General features: G+C 71.4%; 18 protein-coding genes. 8 read left to right on the top strand and 10 right to left on the bottom strand.

What is annotated here, in order from left to right; translation table 11 throughout:
* Window position 1: 1 nt before the first annotated feature.
* Window positions 2–1,528 (top strand): glycoside hydrolase family 3 protein, encoded by a 1,527-nt coding sequence (locus tag OHU34_RS14475; RefSeq protein WP_142266120.1) that lies wholly within the window; start codon window positions 2–4, stop codon window positions 1,526–1,528.
* A gap of 76 nt (window positions 1,529–1,604) precedes the next feature.
* On the opposite strand, the gene nagB is transcribed toward OHU34_RS14475, so the two are convergent.
* Entirely contained in the window at window positions 1,605–2,390 is a 786-nt protein-coding gene (nagB, locus tag OHU34_RS14470) for a glucosamine-6-phosphate deaminase (RefSeq protein WP_142266121.1), read from the bottom strand.
* Window positions 2,391–2,960: 570 nt separating this feature from the next.
* Between nagB and OHU34_RS14465 the strand changes: the two genes are divergently transcribed.
* Window positions 2,961–4,427, top strand: a complete 1,467-nt coding sequence (locus OHU34_RS14465) for a sensor histidine kinase (RefSeq protein ID WP_200839949.1) — start codon at window positions 2,961–2,963, stop codon at window positions 4,425–4,427.
* Window positions 4,428–4,652: 225 nt separating this feature from the next.
* On the opposite strand, the gene OHU34_RS14460 is transcribed toward OHU34_RS14465, so the two are convergent.
* Both OHU34_RS14460 and OHU34_RS14455 read right to left on the bottom strand, forming a co-directional pair.
* On the bottom strand, window positions 4,653–4,910 hold the full coding sequence (locus OHU34_RS14460) for a WhiB family transcriptional regulator (protein WP_016639615.1): 258 nt from the start codon (window positions 4,908–4,910) through the stop codon (window positions 4,653–4,655).
* A 319-nt stretch (window positions 4,911–5,229) separates the two neighbouring features.
* Window positions 5,230–6,198 carry a diacylglycerol kinase family protein gene (locus OHU34_RS14455; RefSeq protein ID WP_028806993.1) on the bottom strand — a complete coding sequence of 323 codons (969 nt, stop codon included), beginning with the start codon at window positions 6,196–6,198 and terminating at the stop codon, window positions 5,230–5,232.
* 148 nt (window positions 6,199–6,346) lie between these two features.
* On the opposite strand from OHU34_RS14455, the gene OHU34_RS14450 reads away from it, so the two are divergent.
* Window positions 6,347–6,787, top strand: coding sequence for a hypothetical protein (locus tag OHU34_RS14450; RefSeq protein ID WP_142266123.1), 441 nt, complete (start codon window positions 6,347–6,349; stop codon window positions 6,785–6,787).
* A 38-nt stretch (window positions 6,788–6,825) separates the two neighbouring features.
* Here the strand turns inward: OHU34_RS14450 and OHU34_RS14445 are convergent, their stop codons facing one another.
* The 3 genes from OHU34_RS14445 to OHU34_RS14435 form a co-directional block, all read right to left on the bottom strand.
* Window positions 6,826–7,950 (bottom strand): RNA polymerase sigma factor SigF, encoded by a 1,125-nt coding sequence (locus OHU34_RS14445; RefSeq protein WP_372481703.1) that lies wholly within the window; start codon window positions 7,948–7,950, stop codon window positions 6,826–6,828.
* 17 nt (window positions 7,951–7,967) lie between these two features.
* Entirely contained in the window at window positions 7,968–8,381 is a 414-nt protein-coding gene (locus OHU34_RS14440; RefSeq protein WP_020130755.1) for an anti-sigma regulatory factor, read from the bottom strand.
* 281 nt (window positions 8,382–8,662) lie between these two features.
* Complete coding sequence (locus OHU34_RS14435; RefSeq protein ID WP_020130754.1) at window positions 8,663–8,923, bottom strand: UBP-type zinc finger domain-containing protein; 261 nt, start codon at window positions 8,921–8,923, stop codon at window positions 8,663–8,665.
* A 60-nt stretch (window positions 8,924–8,983) separates the two neighbouring features.
* Between OHU34_RS14435 and OHU34_RS14430 the strand changes: the two genes are divergently transcribed.
* Window positions 8,984–10,582 (top strand): Na+/H+ antiporter, encoded by a 1,599-nt coding sequence (locus OHU34_RS14430; protein WP_142266125.1) that lies wholly within the window; start codon window positions 8,984–8,986, stop codon window positions 10,580–10,582.
* Window positions 10,583–10,600: 18 nt separating this feature from the next.
* Here the strand turns inward: OHU34_RS14430 and OHU34_RS14425 are convergent, their stop codons facing one another.
* Window positions 10,601–11,485, bottom strand: coding sequence for a 1-aminocyclopropane-1-carboxylate deaminase/D-cysteine desulfhydrase (locus OHU34_RS14425; protein ID WP_142266126.1), 885 nt, complete (start codon window positions 11,483–11,485; stop codon window positions 10,601–10,603).
* A 173-nt stretch (window positions 11,486–11,658) separates the two neighbouring features.
* On the opposite strand from OHU34_RS14425, the gene OHU34_RS14420 reads away from it, so the two are divergent.
* Together OHU34_RS14420 and OHU34_RS14415 are read left to right on the top strand one after the other, a co-directional pair.
* Window positions 11,659–13,065, top strand: coding sequence for a family 2B encapsulin nanocompartment shell protein (locus OHU34_RS14420; RefSeq protein WP_054242779.1), 1,407 nt, complete (start codon window positions 11,659–11,661; stop codon window positions 13,063–13,065).
* The gene (locus OHU34_RS14415; RefSeq protein ID WP_405766675.1) at window positions 13,062–14,174 is read left to right on the top strand and encodes a family 2 encapsulin nanocompartment cargo protein polyprenyl transferase; all 1,113 of its coding nucleotides are present in this window, start codon (window positions 13,062–13,064) and stop codon (window positions 14,172–14,174) included. Before OHU34_RS14420 ends, OHU34_RS14415 begins: the two co-directional genes overlap by 4 nt.
* A gap of 173 nt (window positions 14,175–14,347) precedes the next feature.
* Here the strand turns inward: OHU34_RS14415 and OHU34_RS14410 are convergent, their stop codons facing one another.
* The gene (locus tag OHU34_RS14410; RefSeq protein WP_142266127.1) at window positions 14,348–14,953 is read right to left on the bottom strand and encodes a TetR/AcrR family transcriptional regulator; all 606 of its coding nucleotides are present in this window, start codon (window positions 14,951–14,953) and stop codon (window positions 14,348–14,350) included.
* 122 nt (window positions 14,954–15,075) lie between these two features.
* Here OHU34_RS14410 and OHU34_RS14405 point away from each other — a divergent pair, with 122 nt between their 5' ends.
* Together OHU34_RS14405 and OHU34_RS14400 are read left to right on the top strand one after the other, a co-directional pair.
* Complete coding sequence (locus OHU34_RS14405) at window positions 15,076–15,660, top strand: dihydrofolate reductase family protein (protein ID WP_142266128.1); 585 nt, start codon at window positions 15,076–15,078, stop codon at window positions 15,658–15,660.
* Between the two features lie 337 nt (window positions 15,661–15,997).
* A complete protein-coding gene (locus OHU34_RS14400; protein ID WP_405766673.1) occupies window positions 15,998–16,576 on the top strand; it encodes a histidine phosphatase family protein in 579 nt (192 codons plus the stop codon).
* 11 nt (window positions 16,577–16,587) lie between these two features.
* Here the strand turns inward: OHU34_RS14400 and OHU34_RS14395 are convergent, their stop codons facing one another.
* Together OHU34_RS14395 and OHU34_RS14390 are read right to left on the bottom strand one after the other, a co-directional pair.
* Complete coding sequence (locus OHU34_RS14395; RefSeq protein WP_405766671.1) at window positions 16,588–17,373, bottom strand: VOC family protein; 786 nt, start codon at window positions 17,371–17,373, stop codon at window positions 16,588–16,590.
* A complete protein-coding gene (locus OHU34_RS14390; RefSeq protein ID WP_405766669.1) occupies window positions 17,370–17,783 on the bottom strand; it encodes a VOC family protein in 414 nt (137 codons plus the stop codon). Before OHU34_RS14390 ends, OHU34_RS14395 begins: the two co-directional genes overlap by 4 nt.
* Between the last annotated feature and the right edge of the window lie 6 nt (window positions 17,784–17,789).

The raw sequence follows: 17,789 nt of genomic DNA, 5'->3' as shown, positions 1-17,789 counted from the left end.
GATGACGACAATCGCCAGCGGCACGGACACTCTCACCCGTGACGCCCTGACGGTCCTCCAACCCGGCTTCCCCGGCACCACCGCCCCCGACTGGCTGCTGCGCCGCCTGGGCGAGGGGCTGGCGTCGGTGGGTCTGTTCGGCCGGAACATCGCCTCGCCGCAGCAACTCGCCTCGTTGACCGCGCAGTTGCGCGCGGAGCGGGACGACGTCCTGGTCGCGATCGACGAGGAGGGCGGAGACGTCACGCGCCTGGAGGTGCGCACCGGCTCCAGCTTCCCCGGCAACCACGCGCTGGGCGCGGTGGACGACGTCTCGCTCACGCTGGAGGTCGCCGCGGAGCTGGGCCGCCGCCTCGCGGAGTGCGGCGTCAACCTCAACTGGGCGCCCTCCGCCGACGTGAACTCCAACCCCGCGAACCCGGTCATCGGGGTCCGTTCGTTCGGCGCCGACCCCGGCCTGGTCGCCCGGCACACCGCCGCCTACGTCACCGGCCTCCAGTCGGCGGGCGTGGCGGCCTGCACCAAGCACTTCCCCGGGCACGGCGACACGGCCGTCGACTCCCACCACGCGCTCCCGCGCATCGACGCCGATCCCGCGGTCTTGACGGAACGCGAACTGACCCCGTTCCGCGCCGCCATCGCCGCCGGCACCCGCGCCGTGATGAGCGCGCACATCCTGGTCCCCGCCCTGGACCCGGCCCGGCCGGCGACCCTGTCCCCGCGCATCCTCACCACCCTGCTCCGCGAGGAACTCGGCTACGACGGCCTGATCGTCACCGACGGCATGGAGATGCAGGCCGTCGCCGCGACCTACGGCATCGAGCGCGGCAGCGTCCTCGCCGTCGCGGCCGGCGCCGACGCCATCTGCGTGGGCGGCGGCCTGGCGGACGACGAGACGGTACGCCGCCTGCGTGACGCCCTGGTCACGGCCGTCCGCACGGGCGAGCTCCCCGAGCAACGCCTCGCGGACGCGGCGCAGCGGGTGCGGGCACTGGCCCGCTGGACGGCTTCGCGGAGCACGGCCGCGGCCGGCCCCGACGAGGCAACGGCGCGCGCGGGCCGCAGTGCCGGACGGGCCGATGTCGGGCTGATCGCCGCCCGCCGGGCACTGCGCCTCACCGGCGACGACGTCTTCACCCCGCTCACCGACCCGCCGTACGTCGCCGCGCTCACCCCGGTCGCGAACATCGCCGTCGGCGACGAGACCCCCTGGGGCGTGGCCGCGGAGCTGGGCCGGCTGCTGCCGGGGACGGAGACCGGCAGCTTCGCGGGCGCGGACGCGGGACACGCGGCGCTGACAGCGGCGGGCGAGCGGCGGATCGTGGCGGTGGTCCGCGACGAGCACCGGCACCCCTGGATGACGGCGGCCCTCGACACCCTCCTCACGGCGCGCCCGGACACGGTCGTCGTCGAGATGGGCGTCCCCCAGGCCCCGCCCCGCGGCGCCCTGCACATCGCCACCCACGGCGCGGCCCGGGTGTGCGGCCGCGCGGCGGCGGAGGTCATCGCGGCCGGCACGCACGCCTGAGCGCCACCAAGACGAAGGCGCCGGACTCCTGAAGAGGAGTCCGGCGCCTTCGTCGTCGGCGGTGGTGACGGTGCCCTCAGATGCCCTGCCACGCCGGCTTGGCGGCGTACGTGTGCCGGAAGTACTCCGCGAGCTTCAGCTTGGACGCGGCGGCCTCGTCGACGACGACCGTGGCGTGCGGGTGCAGCTGGAGCGCGGAGGCCGGGCACACCGCGGCGACCGGCCCCTCGACGGTGGCCGCGACGGCGTCCGCCTTGCCCTCCCCGGTGGCGAGCAGCACCAGGTGCCGGGCCTCCAGGATCGTGCCGATGCCCTGCGTGATCACGTGGTGCGGGACCTGCTCGATGTCGCCGTCGAAGAAGCGCGCGTTGTCGACGCGGGTCTGCTCGGTCAGCGTCTTGATCCGGGTGCGCGAGGCCAGCGAGGAGCACGGCTCGTTGAAGCCGATGTGCCCGTCGGTGCCGATCCCGAGCAGCTGGAGGTCCACTCCGCCGGCCGCGGCCAGCGCGCGGTCGTACGCCTCGCACGCGGCCTGTACGTCCGTGGCGGTGCCGTCCGGCCCGAGGAAGGCCTCCATGCCGATGCCCAGTGGTTCCAGCACCTCGCGTCGCAGCACCGAACGGTAGGACTCGGGGTGCTCGGCGGGCAGGCCCACGTACTCGTCGAGCTGGGCGATCCGCGCCCGCGCGGTGTCCACCGATCCGGAGCGCGCCTTGGCCGCCAGTGCCTGGTAGACGGGCAGCGGGGTGGAGCCGGTGGCCACACCGAGCAGGGCGTCCGGCTTGCGCCGCAGGAGCTGCGCCATGGCCTCGGCGATGAGCTCGCCGCCCGAGCGGGCGTCCGCAACGATGACAACTTCCACGCTGGCCTGCCGTTCTGAGAGGGGCACGGGGGGCCCGGAAGGGCTATGTGGTTTAGACCAATCTATGGGGTCAATCTAACAGAGTCGACGGTGTCCGTCTCGGGGCGCGGGAGGGGGAGGAGGGCCGCTCCGGGAGCGGATCGCGGAAAATGCCGCGCATAACTGGCCCCGCGCGGGAACCCGCACAGGCTAGGCTGCGTTGTGGATGTCAGAGCGTCCGCATACCCACGACAACGAACGACCTTCCACGCATGGACACCCCTAGTGGTCTAGTCCACAATGGAGGGGAGTGCGACACAGAACCTCCGTCTTCCCCGCACAGGAGGGCGGACCGAGGACCCGGAGCTCTCTGCCCTGACTGCCCCGGTTCCTCACCCTTCGGTCGACGGGACCGCACACCCCGCGGCCGATATTGCTCCGGGCTGCGGTGCCGGGAGGGCTGAGGGTCCCTCTCAGGCGCCGCGGCCCGCGGGTGTTTCCGGGCCCGGGTGCCCCGCACGGCCGACCGAGCGCCGCCGACAGGTTTAGGCCCCGCACAGACCCACGGGTACGCTCGCACACGTGCCCTCCATGAACGAACTCGTACGCCAGCACACCGCACTCGACGACTCCGACCTCGAGTGGCTCCACCTGCTGGTCTCGGAGTGGCAGCTGCTCTCCGACCTCTCCTTCGCCGACCTGGTCCTGTGGGTCCCCACCCGGGACGGCACCCGCTATGTCTCGGTCGCCCAGATGCGGCCCAACACCGGCCCGACCTCCTACCAGGACGACATGGTCGGCCACCTCGTCCCGCGCGGCCGCCGTCCGCTGCTCGACGCCGCCCTGGACGAGGGCCGGATCGTGCGTGAGGGCGACCCGGAGTGGCGCGAGGAGGTCCCCGTACGGGTCGAGTCGATCCCCGTACGGCGTGAGGGCCGCGTCCTGGGGGTCATCGCCCGCAACACCAATCTGCTCACCGTGCGCACCCCCAGCCGCCTGGAGCTCACCTACCTCCAGAGCGCCTCCGACCTGGCACAGATGATCGCGGCCGGCTCCTTCCCGTTCCCCAACCAGCAGATGGACATGGACGCCGCCCCGCGAGTCGGCGACGGCCTGATCCGTGTCGACGGCGACGGAATCGTCCAGTACGCCTCCCCGAACGCGCTGTCGGCCTACCACCGCATGGGCCTCGCCTCCGACCTGGTCGGCCAGCACCTCGGCCTGACCACCGCCGAACTCGCCCCGACCCGGGGTCCGGTGGACGAGGCGCTCGCCAAGGTCGCCAGCGGCTGGGCGCCCCGCGAGTTCGAGATCGAGGCCAAGGACGGGGTCATCCAGTTCCGGGCGATCCCGCTCAAGCCCAAGGGCACCCGCATCGGCGCGCTCGTGCTGCTCCGTGACGTCACCGAACTACGCCGTCGCGAGCGTGAGTTGATCACCAAGGACGCGACCATCCGGGAGATCCACCACCGGGTGAAGAACAACCTCCAGACGGTGGCGGCCCTGCTGCGCCTCCAGGCCCGGCGTATCGAGTCCGAGCGCGGCCGGGAGGCATTGGAGGAGGCGGTCCGCCGGGTCGGTTCGATCGCCATCGTGCATGAGACGCTGTCTCAGAATCTGGATGAACGGGTGGAGTTCGACGAGATCGCCGACCGGGTGCTGGCGATGGTCGCCGAGATCTCGCCGGGCAAGGTCGCCGGCCGGCGCAGCGGACGCTTCGGCATCCTGGACGCCGAGGTCGCCACCCCGCTGTCCATGGTCCTCACCGAGATCCTGCAGAACGCCCTGGAGCACGGCTTCGTCGAGGGCGACACCGGCACGGTCGAGGTGTCCGCGGTCCGCGGCGGCACCACCAAGGAGACGCGTCTCCTGGTCACCGTCCAGGACGACGGCGTCGGACTGCCCGAGGGCTTCGACCCGCACACCTCCGGCAACCTCGGCCTCCAGATCGTACGGACGCTGGTGGAAGGCGAGTTGGGCGGAACCTTCGACATGGTTCCGGGCCCCGAGCGCGGAACCCAGGTGATCCTGGACATCCCGGTGCGCGCACAGAAGTAACAGAAGTGGCGGGCACGCGACAGCGGGGGCAGACGGCGTGGGCGGACGGCGTGGGCAGACCGCGGGCGCACAGCAAGAAGCCCCGGACCGTTCAGGGGTCCGGGGCTCGAATGCTCGTTGCCAGCTTGTGCTGCGCATCGGGGGTACTGCGCGCTGCGGCTCGGGGGCGGGAGATGCGTACTCGCTGTACGCGCCGCCAAGCTCAGGCTTGCGGGGCGGGTGTTGTCAGGCGGAAGCCTGACGGGCCCGGTTGCGGGCGGCGCGGCGCTTCATCGCACGACGCTCGTCCTCGCTGAGGCCACCCCAGACGCCGGAGTCCTGGCCGGACTCGAGCGCCCACTGCAGACACTGCTCCATAACCGGGCAGCGACGGCAGACGGCCTTGGCTTCCTCGATCTGCAGCAGCGCAGGACCGGTGTTGCCGATGGGGAAGAAGAGCTCGGGGTCTTCCTCGCGGCAAACGGCGTTGTGACGCCAGTCCATGGCTGCTACCTCTCCTTGGTATTACGTGCAAGTTGCTTGTGAATGTGAACGCTTTCACGAATCCCTCAACAAGTGAAGGGCCACCAGCCAGGTTCCCTGGCGCGGTCCTGTTGTTTGAAGAGGGGTTCCGGTGATCAGTGGATGCCGGTGTTGCGGGCTGTCCCGATCGCCACGTAGAGACTCGCAAACCTCAGCGGCGGATACAACCCCTTCCGGAAAGTTTTTTTTGATTCCTCGGTGTCGACTAGGTCACAGCCGTACTTCCATGGGGTGGACCCTGGCCTAAACGTTCGAGTGAAAGGACTTCAGCCCTTTCTGCTCACACAATCACACGCAGTGCACGGCGTACGCCTGTGAACGTCACGCTTGTTCGTAGCCCCAGGTGGTCACCGTCCATCTGAAGGGGCAAAGGGACCTTCGAATGCAAGGTGAACTGGTCCAGATCGTGCAGGGAGACGGCATGCTTGCCGTGCGGTCCCCGTTCGGGGGACGAAGTGAGCAACTGGGTGCCATATCGGGCAACCGAGGCCGTGGACAGACGGCTGAGACCCAGTACGTCGAGCCCTGTATCGAACGAGGCCTTAGGCGACGCGTACACCGGGCGATTGCCCAGATAGGTCCACGGAGCCGTGTTGCAGACTATGGACAGCACCAAATCGGTCACCGGTTCGGCACCCGGACGCTCCAGGGTGATCGACCCGTGCCGGCGTTGTGACTCACCCAACAACTGGCGCATGGCCTGACGGATGTAAAGAGCGTGGGTGGATCTCCTGCCGCGCTCGCGCTGCTGCTCCACCCGCCCCACCACTCCGGCGTCGAAGCCCAGCCCGGCGTTGAACGTGAACCAGCGCGAGGGCACCGCCTCGTCCTCCGTGCCCGGCGTACCCGCCGCGAGGCCGAGTCCGACCGTACGCTCACTGCCCTCACGCAGGGCGTCCAGCAGCGCGCCGGTGGCTTCCACCGGATCGTTGGGCAGCCCCAGGGCGCGGGCGAAGACGTTGGTGGAACCGCCCGGGACCACCGCTATACCGGGCAGGTTCTCCGGATCGGGGCCGGCGTGCAGGAGGCCGTTGACCACCTCGTTGACCGTGCCGTCGCCGCCGAGGGCCACCACCAGGTCGACGTTTCCGCTGTCCGCTGCCTGCCGGCCCAGGTCACGCGCGTGTCCGCGGTACTCGGTGGTGACCGCTTCGAGCTTCATCTCGCTCGCGAGCGCGTGGATGAGGACGTCACGCGTCCGTGCACTCGTAGTGGTTGCCGCCGGATTGACCACGAGAAGTGCACGCATGAGTTGCAGCGTACCTACTGGGTGGTACCGGGCACAGGCCGAGGTGGGGATCGGGTAAGAGATCGCGGAGTGAGCCTCGACACGAGCGCCGCGCCTTCGCGCGCGGGTGGCCAGGGGCCCGCTCAGAGGTGCGGGCTACCCTTCTGGGGTGAGCAGTGACGAGACTTCCGCCGCCCCGGAAACCGCCGGACCCCGCCCGCGTCGGCTGACGTACGCCGCCGCGCTCGTCGCCCTGGAGGGGCTGGCGCTGGTCGTCGGCGGGGTGTGCATGCTCGCCCTGGGGATCGGCGGCGACCCGGGCGACCGTCAGCAGGCCGTCACCGGCGGAGTCACGCTGATCGTGCTCGCGCTGCTGCCGCTGCTCGCCGCCCGCGGGCTGCTGGGTCTGCGCAGCTGGAGCCGGGGACCCGCCGTCATCACCCAGATCATGGCGCTTCCGGTGGCCTACAACCTCCTGCAGGCCGACAGCCTGGCCATCCCGGCGGGCATCGCGCTCGCGGCCACCGCCGTCGCCTCGCTCGTCCTGATCGTCAACGGCGAGACGACCCGGGCCCTCGGGATCCGGGGGCCGGGCCGCGCATCGGAGTAGGCCGGTTTCGCCGCCGCTCCTCCGTACCGCTGGTACCGCTATTCCTCGACGAGCAGTTTCTCCCGCAGCTGGGCCAGCGTGCGGGCCAGCAGGCGCGAGACGTGCATCTGCGAGATGCCGACCTCCTGCGCGATCTGCGACTGGGTCATGTTGCCGAAGAAGCGCAGCAGCAGGATCCGCTTCTCGCGCGGCGGGAGGTCCTCCAGGAGCGGCTTGAGGGACTCCCGGTACTCGACGCCCTCCAGCGCCTCGTCCTCCGCGCCGAGGGTGTCCGCGACCGCCGGCGACTCGTCGTCGGTGTCGGGCACGTCCAGGGAGAGGGTGGAGTACGCGTTGGCGGACTCCAGGCCCTCCAGGACCTCCTCCTCCGAGATCGCCAGCTTCTCGGCGAGCTCGTGGACCGTGGGGGAGCGGCCGTGCTGCTGCGACAGCTCGGCCGTCGCCGTGGTCAGCGCCAGGCGCAGCTCCTGGAGCCGGCGCGGCACCCGCACCGCCCAGCCCTTGTCACGGAAGTGGCGCTTGATCTCGCCGACGACCGTCGGGGTCGCGTACGTGGAGAACTCCACGCCGCGCTCCGGGTCGAAGCGGTCGACCGACTTGATCAGGCCGATGGTCGCGACCTGGGTGAGGTCGTCCAGCGGCTCGCCACGGTTGCGGAAGCGCCGCGCGAGGTGCTCGACGAGCGGCAGATGCATGCGGACCAGCTGGTTGCGCATCTCCGCGTACTCGGCACTGGTGTTCTCGAGCTTGCGCAGCTCGATGAACATCGCCCGTGCGCCGCTGCGGTCCCCCGGCGCGGGGGGTACCGGCACGGGGGTGGCCGGCACAGGGGCGGCCACCGGTGGTTCGTGCTGCGTGCCCGGCACGCTCTGTTCGCCGTCTCGCTGGTGCTCGCTCATTGTCCCGCCCGTCGCCCTCTGTCGAGCCCTCGCCTCTGCTCGGCCCGGGGGCGAGCCCCCGATCCGCCTCTCCCGAGGCGAGCCCTGCACGGCACCTTCCGGCAGGCCCGCCTGCGCGGAGACCGAGTCGTCCTCCGGATGCGGCCGGGCCTGCTCGGGAATGCCGTCGATGCCGTCCGCCATGCGGCGGGAACCGTCCGGAGAGACTGGAATCTCGGCGTTCTCGGCCGGCAGCTCCCGTGTGCCGCGCTCTTCGTCCCGCACCGGCCCGTCCCCGTTCCTCACGCCGGCCCGGGTCCCGCGCCGCGTTGTTTGTAGAGACTGATCGTCACGGTCTTGTCCTCGTCGACGGCGGAGGACACCTTGCCCGCGAGGGCGGACAGGACGGTCCAGGCGAAGGTGTCCCGTGAGGGGGCGTGCCCGTCCGTGGTCGGCGCGGAGACGGTGACCTCCAGCGAGTCGTCGACGAGTCGGAACACGCAACTGAGTACCGAGCCGGGCACGGCCTGCTGGAGCAGGATCGCGCAAGCCTCGTCCACCGCGATGCGCAGGTCCTCGATCTCGTCCAGGGTGAAGTCCAAACGGGCCGCGAGGCCGGCCGTGGCCGTCCGCAGCACCGACAGGTAGGCACCCGCAGCCGGCAGCCGGACTTCCACGAAGTCCTGGGTCGCGGGCTCGCCTGCGATCTGGGACACCCTCACCTCCAAGGTGGTACAAGCTTTTCGGGGCCGAGGGTCGCCCCCCGGGGTAACGCGTGTGTGGTGCAGCGGTGACGCTATCGCGCTCTCAAGTTTCTGTCCCCGGGACCCCAACCCCTTGGCGTCACTCACAGTAAAGCTGTGAACACGCTCCGTGTCTATAGGTCGGTCGGCCCAAATGGGAACAGGGCGCGCCGGGTTGACGTACCCAGGCGTCAGATGGTCGAACCGTACCCGCCGGACGGCCGGGGCGTCATGGTCTCCTCATACGGGGCTCCTCAAACGAGGACATGGTCGACGAAGCACCAGCGCCAGTTCTCGCCGGGTTCGAAGGTCCGCATCACCGGGTGACCCGACTCCTTGTGGTGCGCCGTGGCGTGCCGGCTCGGCGAGGAGTCGCAGCAGCCGACGTGGCCGCAGCTCAGGCACAGCCGAAGTTGCACCGGGTGGGTGCCGTCCCGCAGGCACTCCGGACACGTCTCGCCGAGCGGGACGGGTTCCGGGTGGGGCAGCGCGTCGGCGTGCGTGCACTGTTTCATGATTGCCAGATTACGACGGGCGTGCGGACGACCGCGCGGAAAAACGAGGGCGGGCTGGACATGGACGTGATGCCACTGCTGTTGCTGGTGGCCGGCAGTGCGGCTTTCGCGGCGGCGGCCCGGCGCACCCCGGTGCCCGCGCCGCTGCTGCTGGTGGCCGTCGGCCTGCTGGTGTCCTATGTCCCGGGGGTGCCCGACTACACCCTGGACCCGGACGTCGTGCTGCCGCTCCTGCTGCCGCCGCTGCTGTACACGTCGGCCACCGACAGCTCCTATCTCGACCTGCGCGCCCAGCTGCGGCCGGTGGCCCTGCTGTCGGTCGGGTACGTGCTCTTCGCGACCTTCGTCGTCGGCTGGGCGGCCTATCTGATCGTCCCCGGGCTGCCGCTGACGGCAGCGCTGGTGCTGGGCGCCGTGGTGGCGCCGCCGGACGCGGTCGCGGCCACGGCGGTGGCCCGCCGGGTCGGCCTGCCGTCACGGATCACCACGATCCTCCAGGGCGAGTCGCTGCTGAACGACGCCACCGCGATCACCGCCTACAAGGTGGCCCTCGCGGTCGTGGTCGGCGAAGGCGCGTCCTGGGCCGGCGGTATCGAGGAGTTCCTGGTGGCGGCGGTCGGCGGGACCGCCGTCGGCCTGATCCTGATGGCCCCGCTGCACTGGCTTCGCACCCACCTCAAGGAACCCCTGCTCCAGAACACGCTCTCCCTGCTGATCCCCTTCGTCGCCTACGCGGCGGCCGAGCAGTTCCACGCCTCCGGCGTCATCGCGGTGGTCGTCGTCGCGCTCTACCTGGGTCACCGCGCGTGGGAGGTCGACTTCGCGACCCGCCTCCAGGAGGAGGCCGTGTGGAAGATGGTCGCCTTCGTCCTGGAGTCGGCGGTCTTCGCACTGATCGGCCTCCAGCTCCCGGTCGTCCTCAAGGGCCTCGGCGCCTACGAGGGTGTGGACGCCGCCTGGTACGCCGTCGCGCTGTTCCTCGTGGTCGTGGCGACGCGCTTCCTGTGGGTGTACCCGGCGACCTTCCTGCCCCGGCTGCTGTCGGCGCGTATCCGCGCGCGGGAGGAGAATCCGACCTGGCGGGGGCCGATCGTCATCGCCTGGGCCGGCATGCGAGGCGTGGTCTCGCTCGCCATCGCCTTCTCCATCCCGCTCACCGTGGACCACGGCGACGCGCCCTTCCCGTACCGCAATCTGATCCTCTTCCTCACCTTCACGACGGTCATCGGCACCCTGGTGGTGCAGGGGCTGAGCCTGCCGCCGCTGATCCGCCTGCTGAAGTTCCCCGAGCCCGACCCGCAGGCCGCGACGCTCGCCGAGGCCAATGCCCAGGCGCAGGCCTCCCGCGTCGCCGAGGAGCGCCTGGACGCGCTGCTGTCCGACGAGCGCAACGCGCTGCCGCCGCCGCTCGCCGACCGTCTGCGCAGCGTCCTGGAGCGGCGCCGCAACGCCGTCTGGGAGCGCCTCGGCCAGGTCAACCCGGTCACCGGCGAGACCGTCGACGACACCTACCGGCGTCTGTCGCGCGAGATGATCAGCGCCGAGCGCGAGATGTTCGTCCGGCTACGGGACGGCCGCTACATCGACGACGAGATGCTGCGCACGCTGCTGCGCCGGCTGGACCTGGAGGAGGCGGCGGCGTTCCGGGAGACGGCGTAGGCGCGGCCGTCCGCCGCCTCACGGGAACGGGCGTCCGGTGATCACGGCCGTCACGGTCGTCCCGCGCGCGAAGGCGCCCTCCTCGGCCAGGGCGACAAGGCCGTAGAGCGACTTGGCGACATAGAGACGTTCCACCGGCACTCCGTGGCGTCGCTCGAAGTCCGCCGCGAAGGTGTCGAGCTCGGGGGTGACCCGGGCGTAGCCGCCGAAGTGGAAGCGTTCGTCGAGCCGCCACTCGCCCCGTCGGCCGCCGAACGCCTCTTCCTGCAGCGCCTGTATCCCGTCACCCAGGAAGCCACCTCTGAGGACCGGTATGCCCAGGGCCCGCTGGCCGGGGGCGAGGCCGGCCGCCAGGCCGGCGAGGGTCCCGCCGGTGCCACATGCGAGGGCGACGACGTCGGTGCGGTCCCGCAGCTCCTCGCCGAGCGCGCGGCAGCCGCGGACCGCCGCCGCGTTGCTGCCGCCCTCGGGCACGACGTACGCGTCCCGTGCGCCGACTGTGTCCAGCAGCTTCCCGAGCACGTCCGGCTCGGTCTTGCGGCGGTAGGCCGAGCGGTCCAGGAAGTGCAGACGCATGCCGTCGGCCGCGCACCGGGCCAGGGACGGGTTCAGCGGCCGGCCGGCCAGTTCGTCGCCGCGCACCACGCCCACCGCGGGCTGCCCCAGCAGACGGCCGGCTGCGGCCGTGGCCCGCAGGTGGTTGGAGTAGGCGCCCCCGAAGGTGAGGAGCGTGCGTCCCGCCGCCTCTTCCAGGTTGGGCGCGAGCTTGCGCCACTTGTTGCCGATCAGCTCGGGGTGGATCAGGTCGTCCCGCTTCAGCAGCAGCCGGACGCCGTACCGCCCGAACCGGTCGTCGGACACTTCCTGGAGGGGAGAGGGCAGGCGGGGGCGGAGGTCGGTCACCCGCTCATTGTCGAACACCGTTCGGTGAAACGTACTTCTTCCCTGCCCACGTAGATCCATTCCCGCTCGTTCGGGTAATAGCACGAGCACACACCGTGATGGAAGGCTTGCCGCGTGAACGAAGTGCATCGGCGCAGTTCGGCGTCCGTGCATGAATCGGGAGGGCATTTCTCATGTCGGTAGGCGAAGAGGTCCGCGCGGATTCGGGCAAGCCGCAGCAGAGTCTCGGCACCGCGGCCGCGCGGAACCTGGCCACCACGACCAAGTCCGCACCGCAGATGCAGGAGATCAGTTCCCGCTGGCTGCTGCGGAATCTGCCCTGGGTGGATGTGCAGGGCGGTACGTATCGGGTCAACAGGCGTCTGACGTACGCGGTGGGCGACGGACGCGTCACGTTCGTGAAGACCGGCGACCGTGTCGAGGTCATCCCGGCCGAGCTGGGCGAACTGCCCGCGCTCCGCTCCTACGAGGACGAGGAGGTGCTCGGGGAACTCGCCCAGCGCTGCCGGCAGCGGGAGTTCGGCCCGGGCGAGGTCATCGCCTCCTTCGGCAGCCAGAGCGAAGAGGTCTACCTGCTGGCGCACGGCCGCGTCGAGAAGGTCGGCACCGGCCCCTACGGCGACGACCAGGTGCTCGGCGTCCTGGCGGACGGCGCGTACTTCGGTGACCAGGCGCTGCTCGACGCGGACGCCATCTGGGAGTACACGGCCCGCGCGGACACGGCCTGCACGGTGCTGATCCTGGCCCGGCAGGACGTCGAGCAGGTCGCGGAGCGTGCCGAATCCCTGCGCGAGCACCTCCAGCAGCTGCGCGCGATCCCCGAGCAGCGCACCAACAAGTACGGCGAGAAGGAGGTCGACCTCGCCGCCGGTCACGCCGGCGAGCCGGACATCCCGCACACGTTCGTGGACTACGACGCCCGGCCGCGCGAGTACGAACTGAGCATCGCCCAGACCGTCCTGCGCATCCACTCGCGCGTGGCCGATCTGTACAACCAGCCGATGAACCAGACCGAGCAGCAGTTGCGGCTGACGGTCGAGGCGCTCAAGGAGCGCCAGGAGCACGAGCTCGTCAACAACCGCGAGTTCGGGCTGCTGCACAACTGCGAGTACGACCAGCGGCTCCAGCCGCACGACGGCGTGCCCAGCCCCGACGACCTCGACGAACTGCTCAGCAGGCGGCGCGGCACCAAGATGCTGCTCGCCCATCCGCGCGCGATCTCCGCGATCGGCCGTGAGCTCAACAAGCGCGGGCTCGTCCCCGAGACGATCGACGTCGGCGGCAACCGGATCCCGACCTGGCGCGGGGTGCCGATCTACCCGTGCAACAAGATCCCGGTCACCGAGGCCCGCACCAGCTCCATCATCGCGCTGCGCCTGGGCCAGGAGGACCAGGGCGTCATCGGCCTGCGCCAGTCCGGCATCCCGGACGAGATCGAGCCGAGCCTGTCCGTGCGGTTCATGGGCATCAACGAACAGGCCATCATCAAGTACCTGGTCACGGCCTACTACTCGGCCGCGGTCCTGGTGCCGGACGCGCTGGGCGTCCTGGAGAACGTCGAGATCGGCCGCTGGCGGTGACTTCCGCCATCAGGCGGTACCGGGGTGAGACGCGCGAAAGGCGGAGGCCCATCGGCAGCCAGGGCGACAGCGGTCCGGGGCCCGCCGACGGGCACGACGCGGCGGTGATCCTGGAGCGCTCCCGGGCGTCGGTCGACCCCGAACTGCGCCAGGCCATCGACACGTTGCCCGGCTCCATGCGCCGGGTCGCGCTCTACCACTTCGGCTGGGAGCACGCGGACGGCACCCCGGCGGCGGCCAACGCGGGCAAGGCGATCCGCCCGGCCCTCGTGCTCGCCGCGGCCACCGCGCTCGGTGGCCCGGCGGCCCGCGCGGCGGCCCTGCGGGCGGCCGCGGCGGTCGAACTGGTCCACAACTTCACGCTGCTGCACGACGACGTGATGGACCGGGACACCACCCGCCGGCACCGCCCCACCGCCTGGACCGTGTTCGGCGACGCCGACGCGATCCTCGCCGGGGACGCCCTGCAGGCCCTCGCCCTCGGACTGCTGGCCGCGGATCCGCATCCCGCGTCCTCGGCCGCCGCCCGCCGGGTCGCGGCCTGTGTGGTCGAACTCTGCGCCGGACAGCAGGCGGACACGGCCATGGAGAAGCGCGGCCCCGCCGAGATCACCCTCGACGAGGTGCTCGTCATGGCCGAGGCCAAGACGGGAGCGCTGCTCGGCTGCGCCTGCGCCGTGGGCGCGCTGTACGCGGGGGCGGCCGAGGAGGACGTGGACGCGCTGGACGCGTTCGGCCGCGAGGCCGGGCTCGCCTTCCAGCTCATCGACGACGTCATCGGCCTGTGGGGAGACCCGCGGCACACCGGTAAGCCGGCCGGCGCGGATCTCGCCGCCCGCAAGAAGTCCCTGCCGGTGGTCGCCGCGCTGACCTCCGGCACTCCGGCGGCCGGCGAACTGGCCGAGCTGTACGCGGCGCCCTACGACTCGGCCGACCTGGACCGCACGACGCTGGCCGTCGAACGGGCCGGCGGCCGTGAGTGGGCGCAGGAGCAGGCGGCCGACCGTATGGCCCGCGCGATGCACGAACTGGCCCGGGCGATCCCGGACCCGGAGTCGGCGGGCGGCCTGCTGTCCCTGGCGGAGTTCGTGACCCGGCGCAGCAGCTAGGACCTGACCGGTCCGCGGGCGAGGGCAAGGAGGGGCAAGGAAGGCGAGGGCAAGGAGGCGAGGACGAGGAGGCGAGGAGGGACGACGGACGAAGCCGGACTGTCTCTCCGGCGGGTTCCGGTCCGGCGGGTCCCGCACATCCCCACGGTGTGCGGGACCCGCCGCCGTGCGCCCTACGCGGGTTCCTCGGCGCCGTCCGGGACCACCGTCGCCACGATCCGCTCGACCAGCCCCTCCGGCACCCCCACCCCCGGCAGGACGCCCTCCAGGACGCCCGGCAGGGTCAGGTGCTCCAGGATCAGCCCGAGCATCGCGAGGTACAGGACGACGACGGTCTCATCGCCGCCTGGCAGGCCGGCCTCGCGGTGGAAGAACATGCCGTGGTCGAGGTCGCCGCGCACCGAGGTGGTGAAGGAGGCGCGGAGCTCGGGGCGCCGGGTGGCCTCGAGGCGCATCTCCAGCAGGGCGAGATAGCCGCTCCGGTCACGGGTCGCGCGGGCCATCAGGTCGTGCATGAACGCCGTGACCAGACGGCGGTCGCGCGGCCGCGCCAGCAGCGCGCCCAGCACCTCGGGGTCGGGCGCCAGCCGGACGTGCAACCGGGCATCGATCTGCCGCAGCAGGTCGTCGCGCCCGGTGAAGTAGTTGGAGGCGGTGCCCACCGGCACCGCGGCCGCCGAGTCCACCGCACGGAACGTGAGCCCTCGCGCGCCCTCACGCGCGAGCACTTCCACCCCGGCGTCCACCAGGGCCGCCCGGCGCTCCGGATTTCCGGCCATGCGGAACCTTCTCTCTCACTTGGCTCCGTTTCCCGAAACACCGGGAAACCCGCTTGCAACCACTACATCTGAAGTACTACAACTGGAGTGGTTCGGAAGCCAGCCTACGGAAAGAGCCCCACTTGCGAAAGCTCACCTACTTCATCGCCTGCTCCGTCGACGGCTTCATCGGAGACGTGAACGGCGACGGCTCGGCGATGGTCGCCTACGTCGACGAGGAGTTCCTCGACTTCCTCAAGTCGGACTACCCGGAGACCGTGCCGACGCACGGCCGTCGCGCGCTCGGCTTCGACGACCTGGAGAACAGGAGGTTCGACACGATCATCCAGGGCCGGGCCAGCTACGACGTGGGTCTGAAGGAGGGCATCCCCAGCCCGTACGCACACCTGCGCCAGTACGTCGCCTCCCGCACCCTCGGCCAGTCGCCGTCCCCGGACGTCGAGATCATCGCGGACGGTCTGCTCGACAAGGTCCGCGAACTGAAGGCGGAGGACGGCGGCCTCGACATCTACCTATGCGGCGGCTCCCGTCTCGCGGGCGAGCTGATCGACGAGATCGACGAGCTCGTGATCAAGACCTATCCGATGGTCTACGGCACCGGCATGCCGATGTTCGGCGGCGGCTTCGACATCGCCCGCTTCACCTTCGGCGGGGTGCGCTCCTTCGGCAACGGCGCGGTCGTACGGACGTACGACAGGGAACGCTGACCAACACCGACGTACAGCGGGGGGCGCTCGGGTCCGTGCCGCCCTACTCTGGAGGCATGGACCGGGAACAACGCGTCTGTCCCAGCTGTGGGCAGCCAGTGCAGTCCGTCGTCCGGCGACACAAGACGCTGGGCACGTGGGTCCCGCGCTGGGTACCGGGACCGTGTCGCAACCCGCGCTGCGAGGCGTACGTGGAACCGGGCACCCGGCACAAGGCAGCCGACCACAAGGCAGCCGAGCACGAAGCCGCCGAGACCGAAGAGGAACCGGAGCCCGAAGCCCCCACCGCCCCGACCTCCTGACCTCCCGACCTCCTGACCTCACCGAGCGGAGACCGATGACCAGCCGCGTGACCCTGGTCTCACCGGCGATCACTTCGGCCCTGCGCGAGGCGCGGTTCGACGACGGCAGCTGCGAGGTGGACGCCGCCGAGGTGCGCCGGGCCCGGTCGGTCGCGGCCCTGCTGCCGGGCACGGACCGCGCGGCGGCCTCGCCCTCCACCCGGTGCCGGCAGACCGCCGAGGCGCTGGGCCTGCCCGCGCCCCAGGTACCCGCGCTCGCCGCGCTCGACGTGGGCCGCTGGCGCGGACGGACCCTCACCGAGGTGACGGCCGCCGAGCCGGACGCGGTCGCGTCCTGGCTGGCGGATCCGGCCCATGCCCCGCACGGCGGGGAGACGGTGCGGGAGCTGTGCGACCGGGCCGGGGCCTGGCTGGAGGACACCGCCCGCACTCCGGGGCGGGTGACCGCCGTGGTGGAACCCGACGTCGTGCGAGCCCTGCTCGTGCGTGCGCTGGGCCTGCCGGAACCGGCCTTCTGGCGCCTCGACGTGCGTCCGCTGACCGCCGTGGACCTGAGCGGCCGGGCGGGACGGTGGAACCTGCGGGTGGGCGCGCCGCTGGGAGAGGGGCCGTAAGCGCTCGGCGCTCAGTGGTCGGACGTCGGTCCGGTGGCCCGGGAAGCCGCTCGTGACAGCCCGCCCGTCTCCGCGTCGCGCCCCGTCAGGCAGTACAGGCCGCCGGTCGGGTCACGCATCACCGTCCAGTGCGGTCGGCGGGCGACGAGGACCGCTCCGAGCTCCTCGTGCCGGGCGCGTACGGCGTCGATGTCCGGGCCGCAGGCCAGGTCGGGATGGGCGCGGACAGCGCTCTCCGTGTCGAGCCGCTGGAGCAGGATACGGATCGGCAGCCCCGGCGGCGGCTCGACCACGTGGAACTCGGGCCGGGAGCCCGGCCGGGCCGACCAGTCGGACAACAGGCCGCTCCAGAAGGCCACTTCGGCCTCGTACGCCGACGGCGGGGTGTCCATGCACACCTGGTCCAGGCGGCTGCCGGCCAGCACGGGCGGCCGCACGGACTCCCCGTGCCACGGCACCGCGCAGAACAACTGTCCGGCGGGGGAGCGCAGTACGGCCCAGCCGTCGTGCGCGGCGGCCGTCTCCGCGCCCAGTTCCCGCGCCGACGCGACGAAACCGGGCACATCCCGCACGGAGAGGTCGAGATGAGCTCCGCCCTCGCCGTCCGTGACCGCCTGCGCCTTCACGCAGGCGTCGGCGGCGGTGCCCTTCGGCAGCAGGGTGACGAACTCCCCGTCCTCGCCCCTGGGGGCGGAGAGGGACGTGTCCGTGACGGCGGTCCAGAAGTCGCACGCCCGCGCGAAGCTCGGGGTGGGCCGGTCGACGAAGACGTGGGCCCAGCGGACCGGTCCGCTCATCCGGTCCGCTCCATGAACCGCAACATGTTCCCCGCCGGGTCACGGAACGCGCAGTCGCGCACCCCGTAGGGCTGGTCCGTCGGCTCCTGGAGCACCTCGACGCCGGCCTCCCGCACCCGCGCGTGCAGCGCGTCGCAGTCGGCGGTGGTGAAGATGACCCCGCGCAGCACGCCCTTGGCGAGCAGCCGGGCCATCGCCTCCCGGTCGGCCCAGGAGAAGTCCGGGTTCGCCCCCGGCGGCTCCAGTACGAGGTTCACGTCCGGCTGGAGCGGCGACCCGACGGTCACCCAGCGCATCCCCTCGAAGGAGACGTCGTTGCGGACTTCGAGACCGAGCACCTCGACGTAGAAGTGCAGGGCCTTGTCGTGGTCGTCGACGGCGACGAAACACTGGTGGAGTTTGAGGTCCATGGCGTC

Origin of the sequence: Streptomyces sp. NBC_00080 (assembly GCF_045041255.1) — a bacterium.
GTDB classification, from domain to species: Bacteria; Actinomycetota; Actinomycetes; order Streptomycetales; family Streptomycetaceae; genus Streptomyces; species Streptomyces coriariae.
This window is presented reverse-complemented; position numbering and strand designations above follow the sequence as displayed.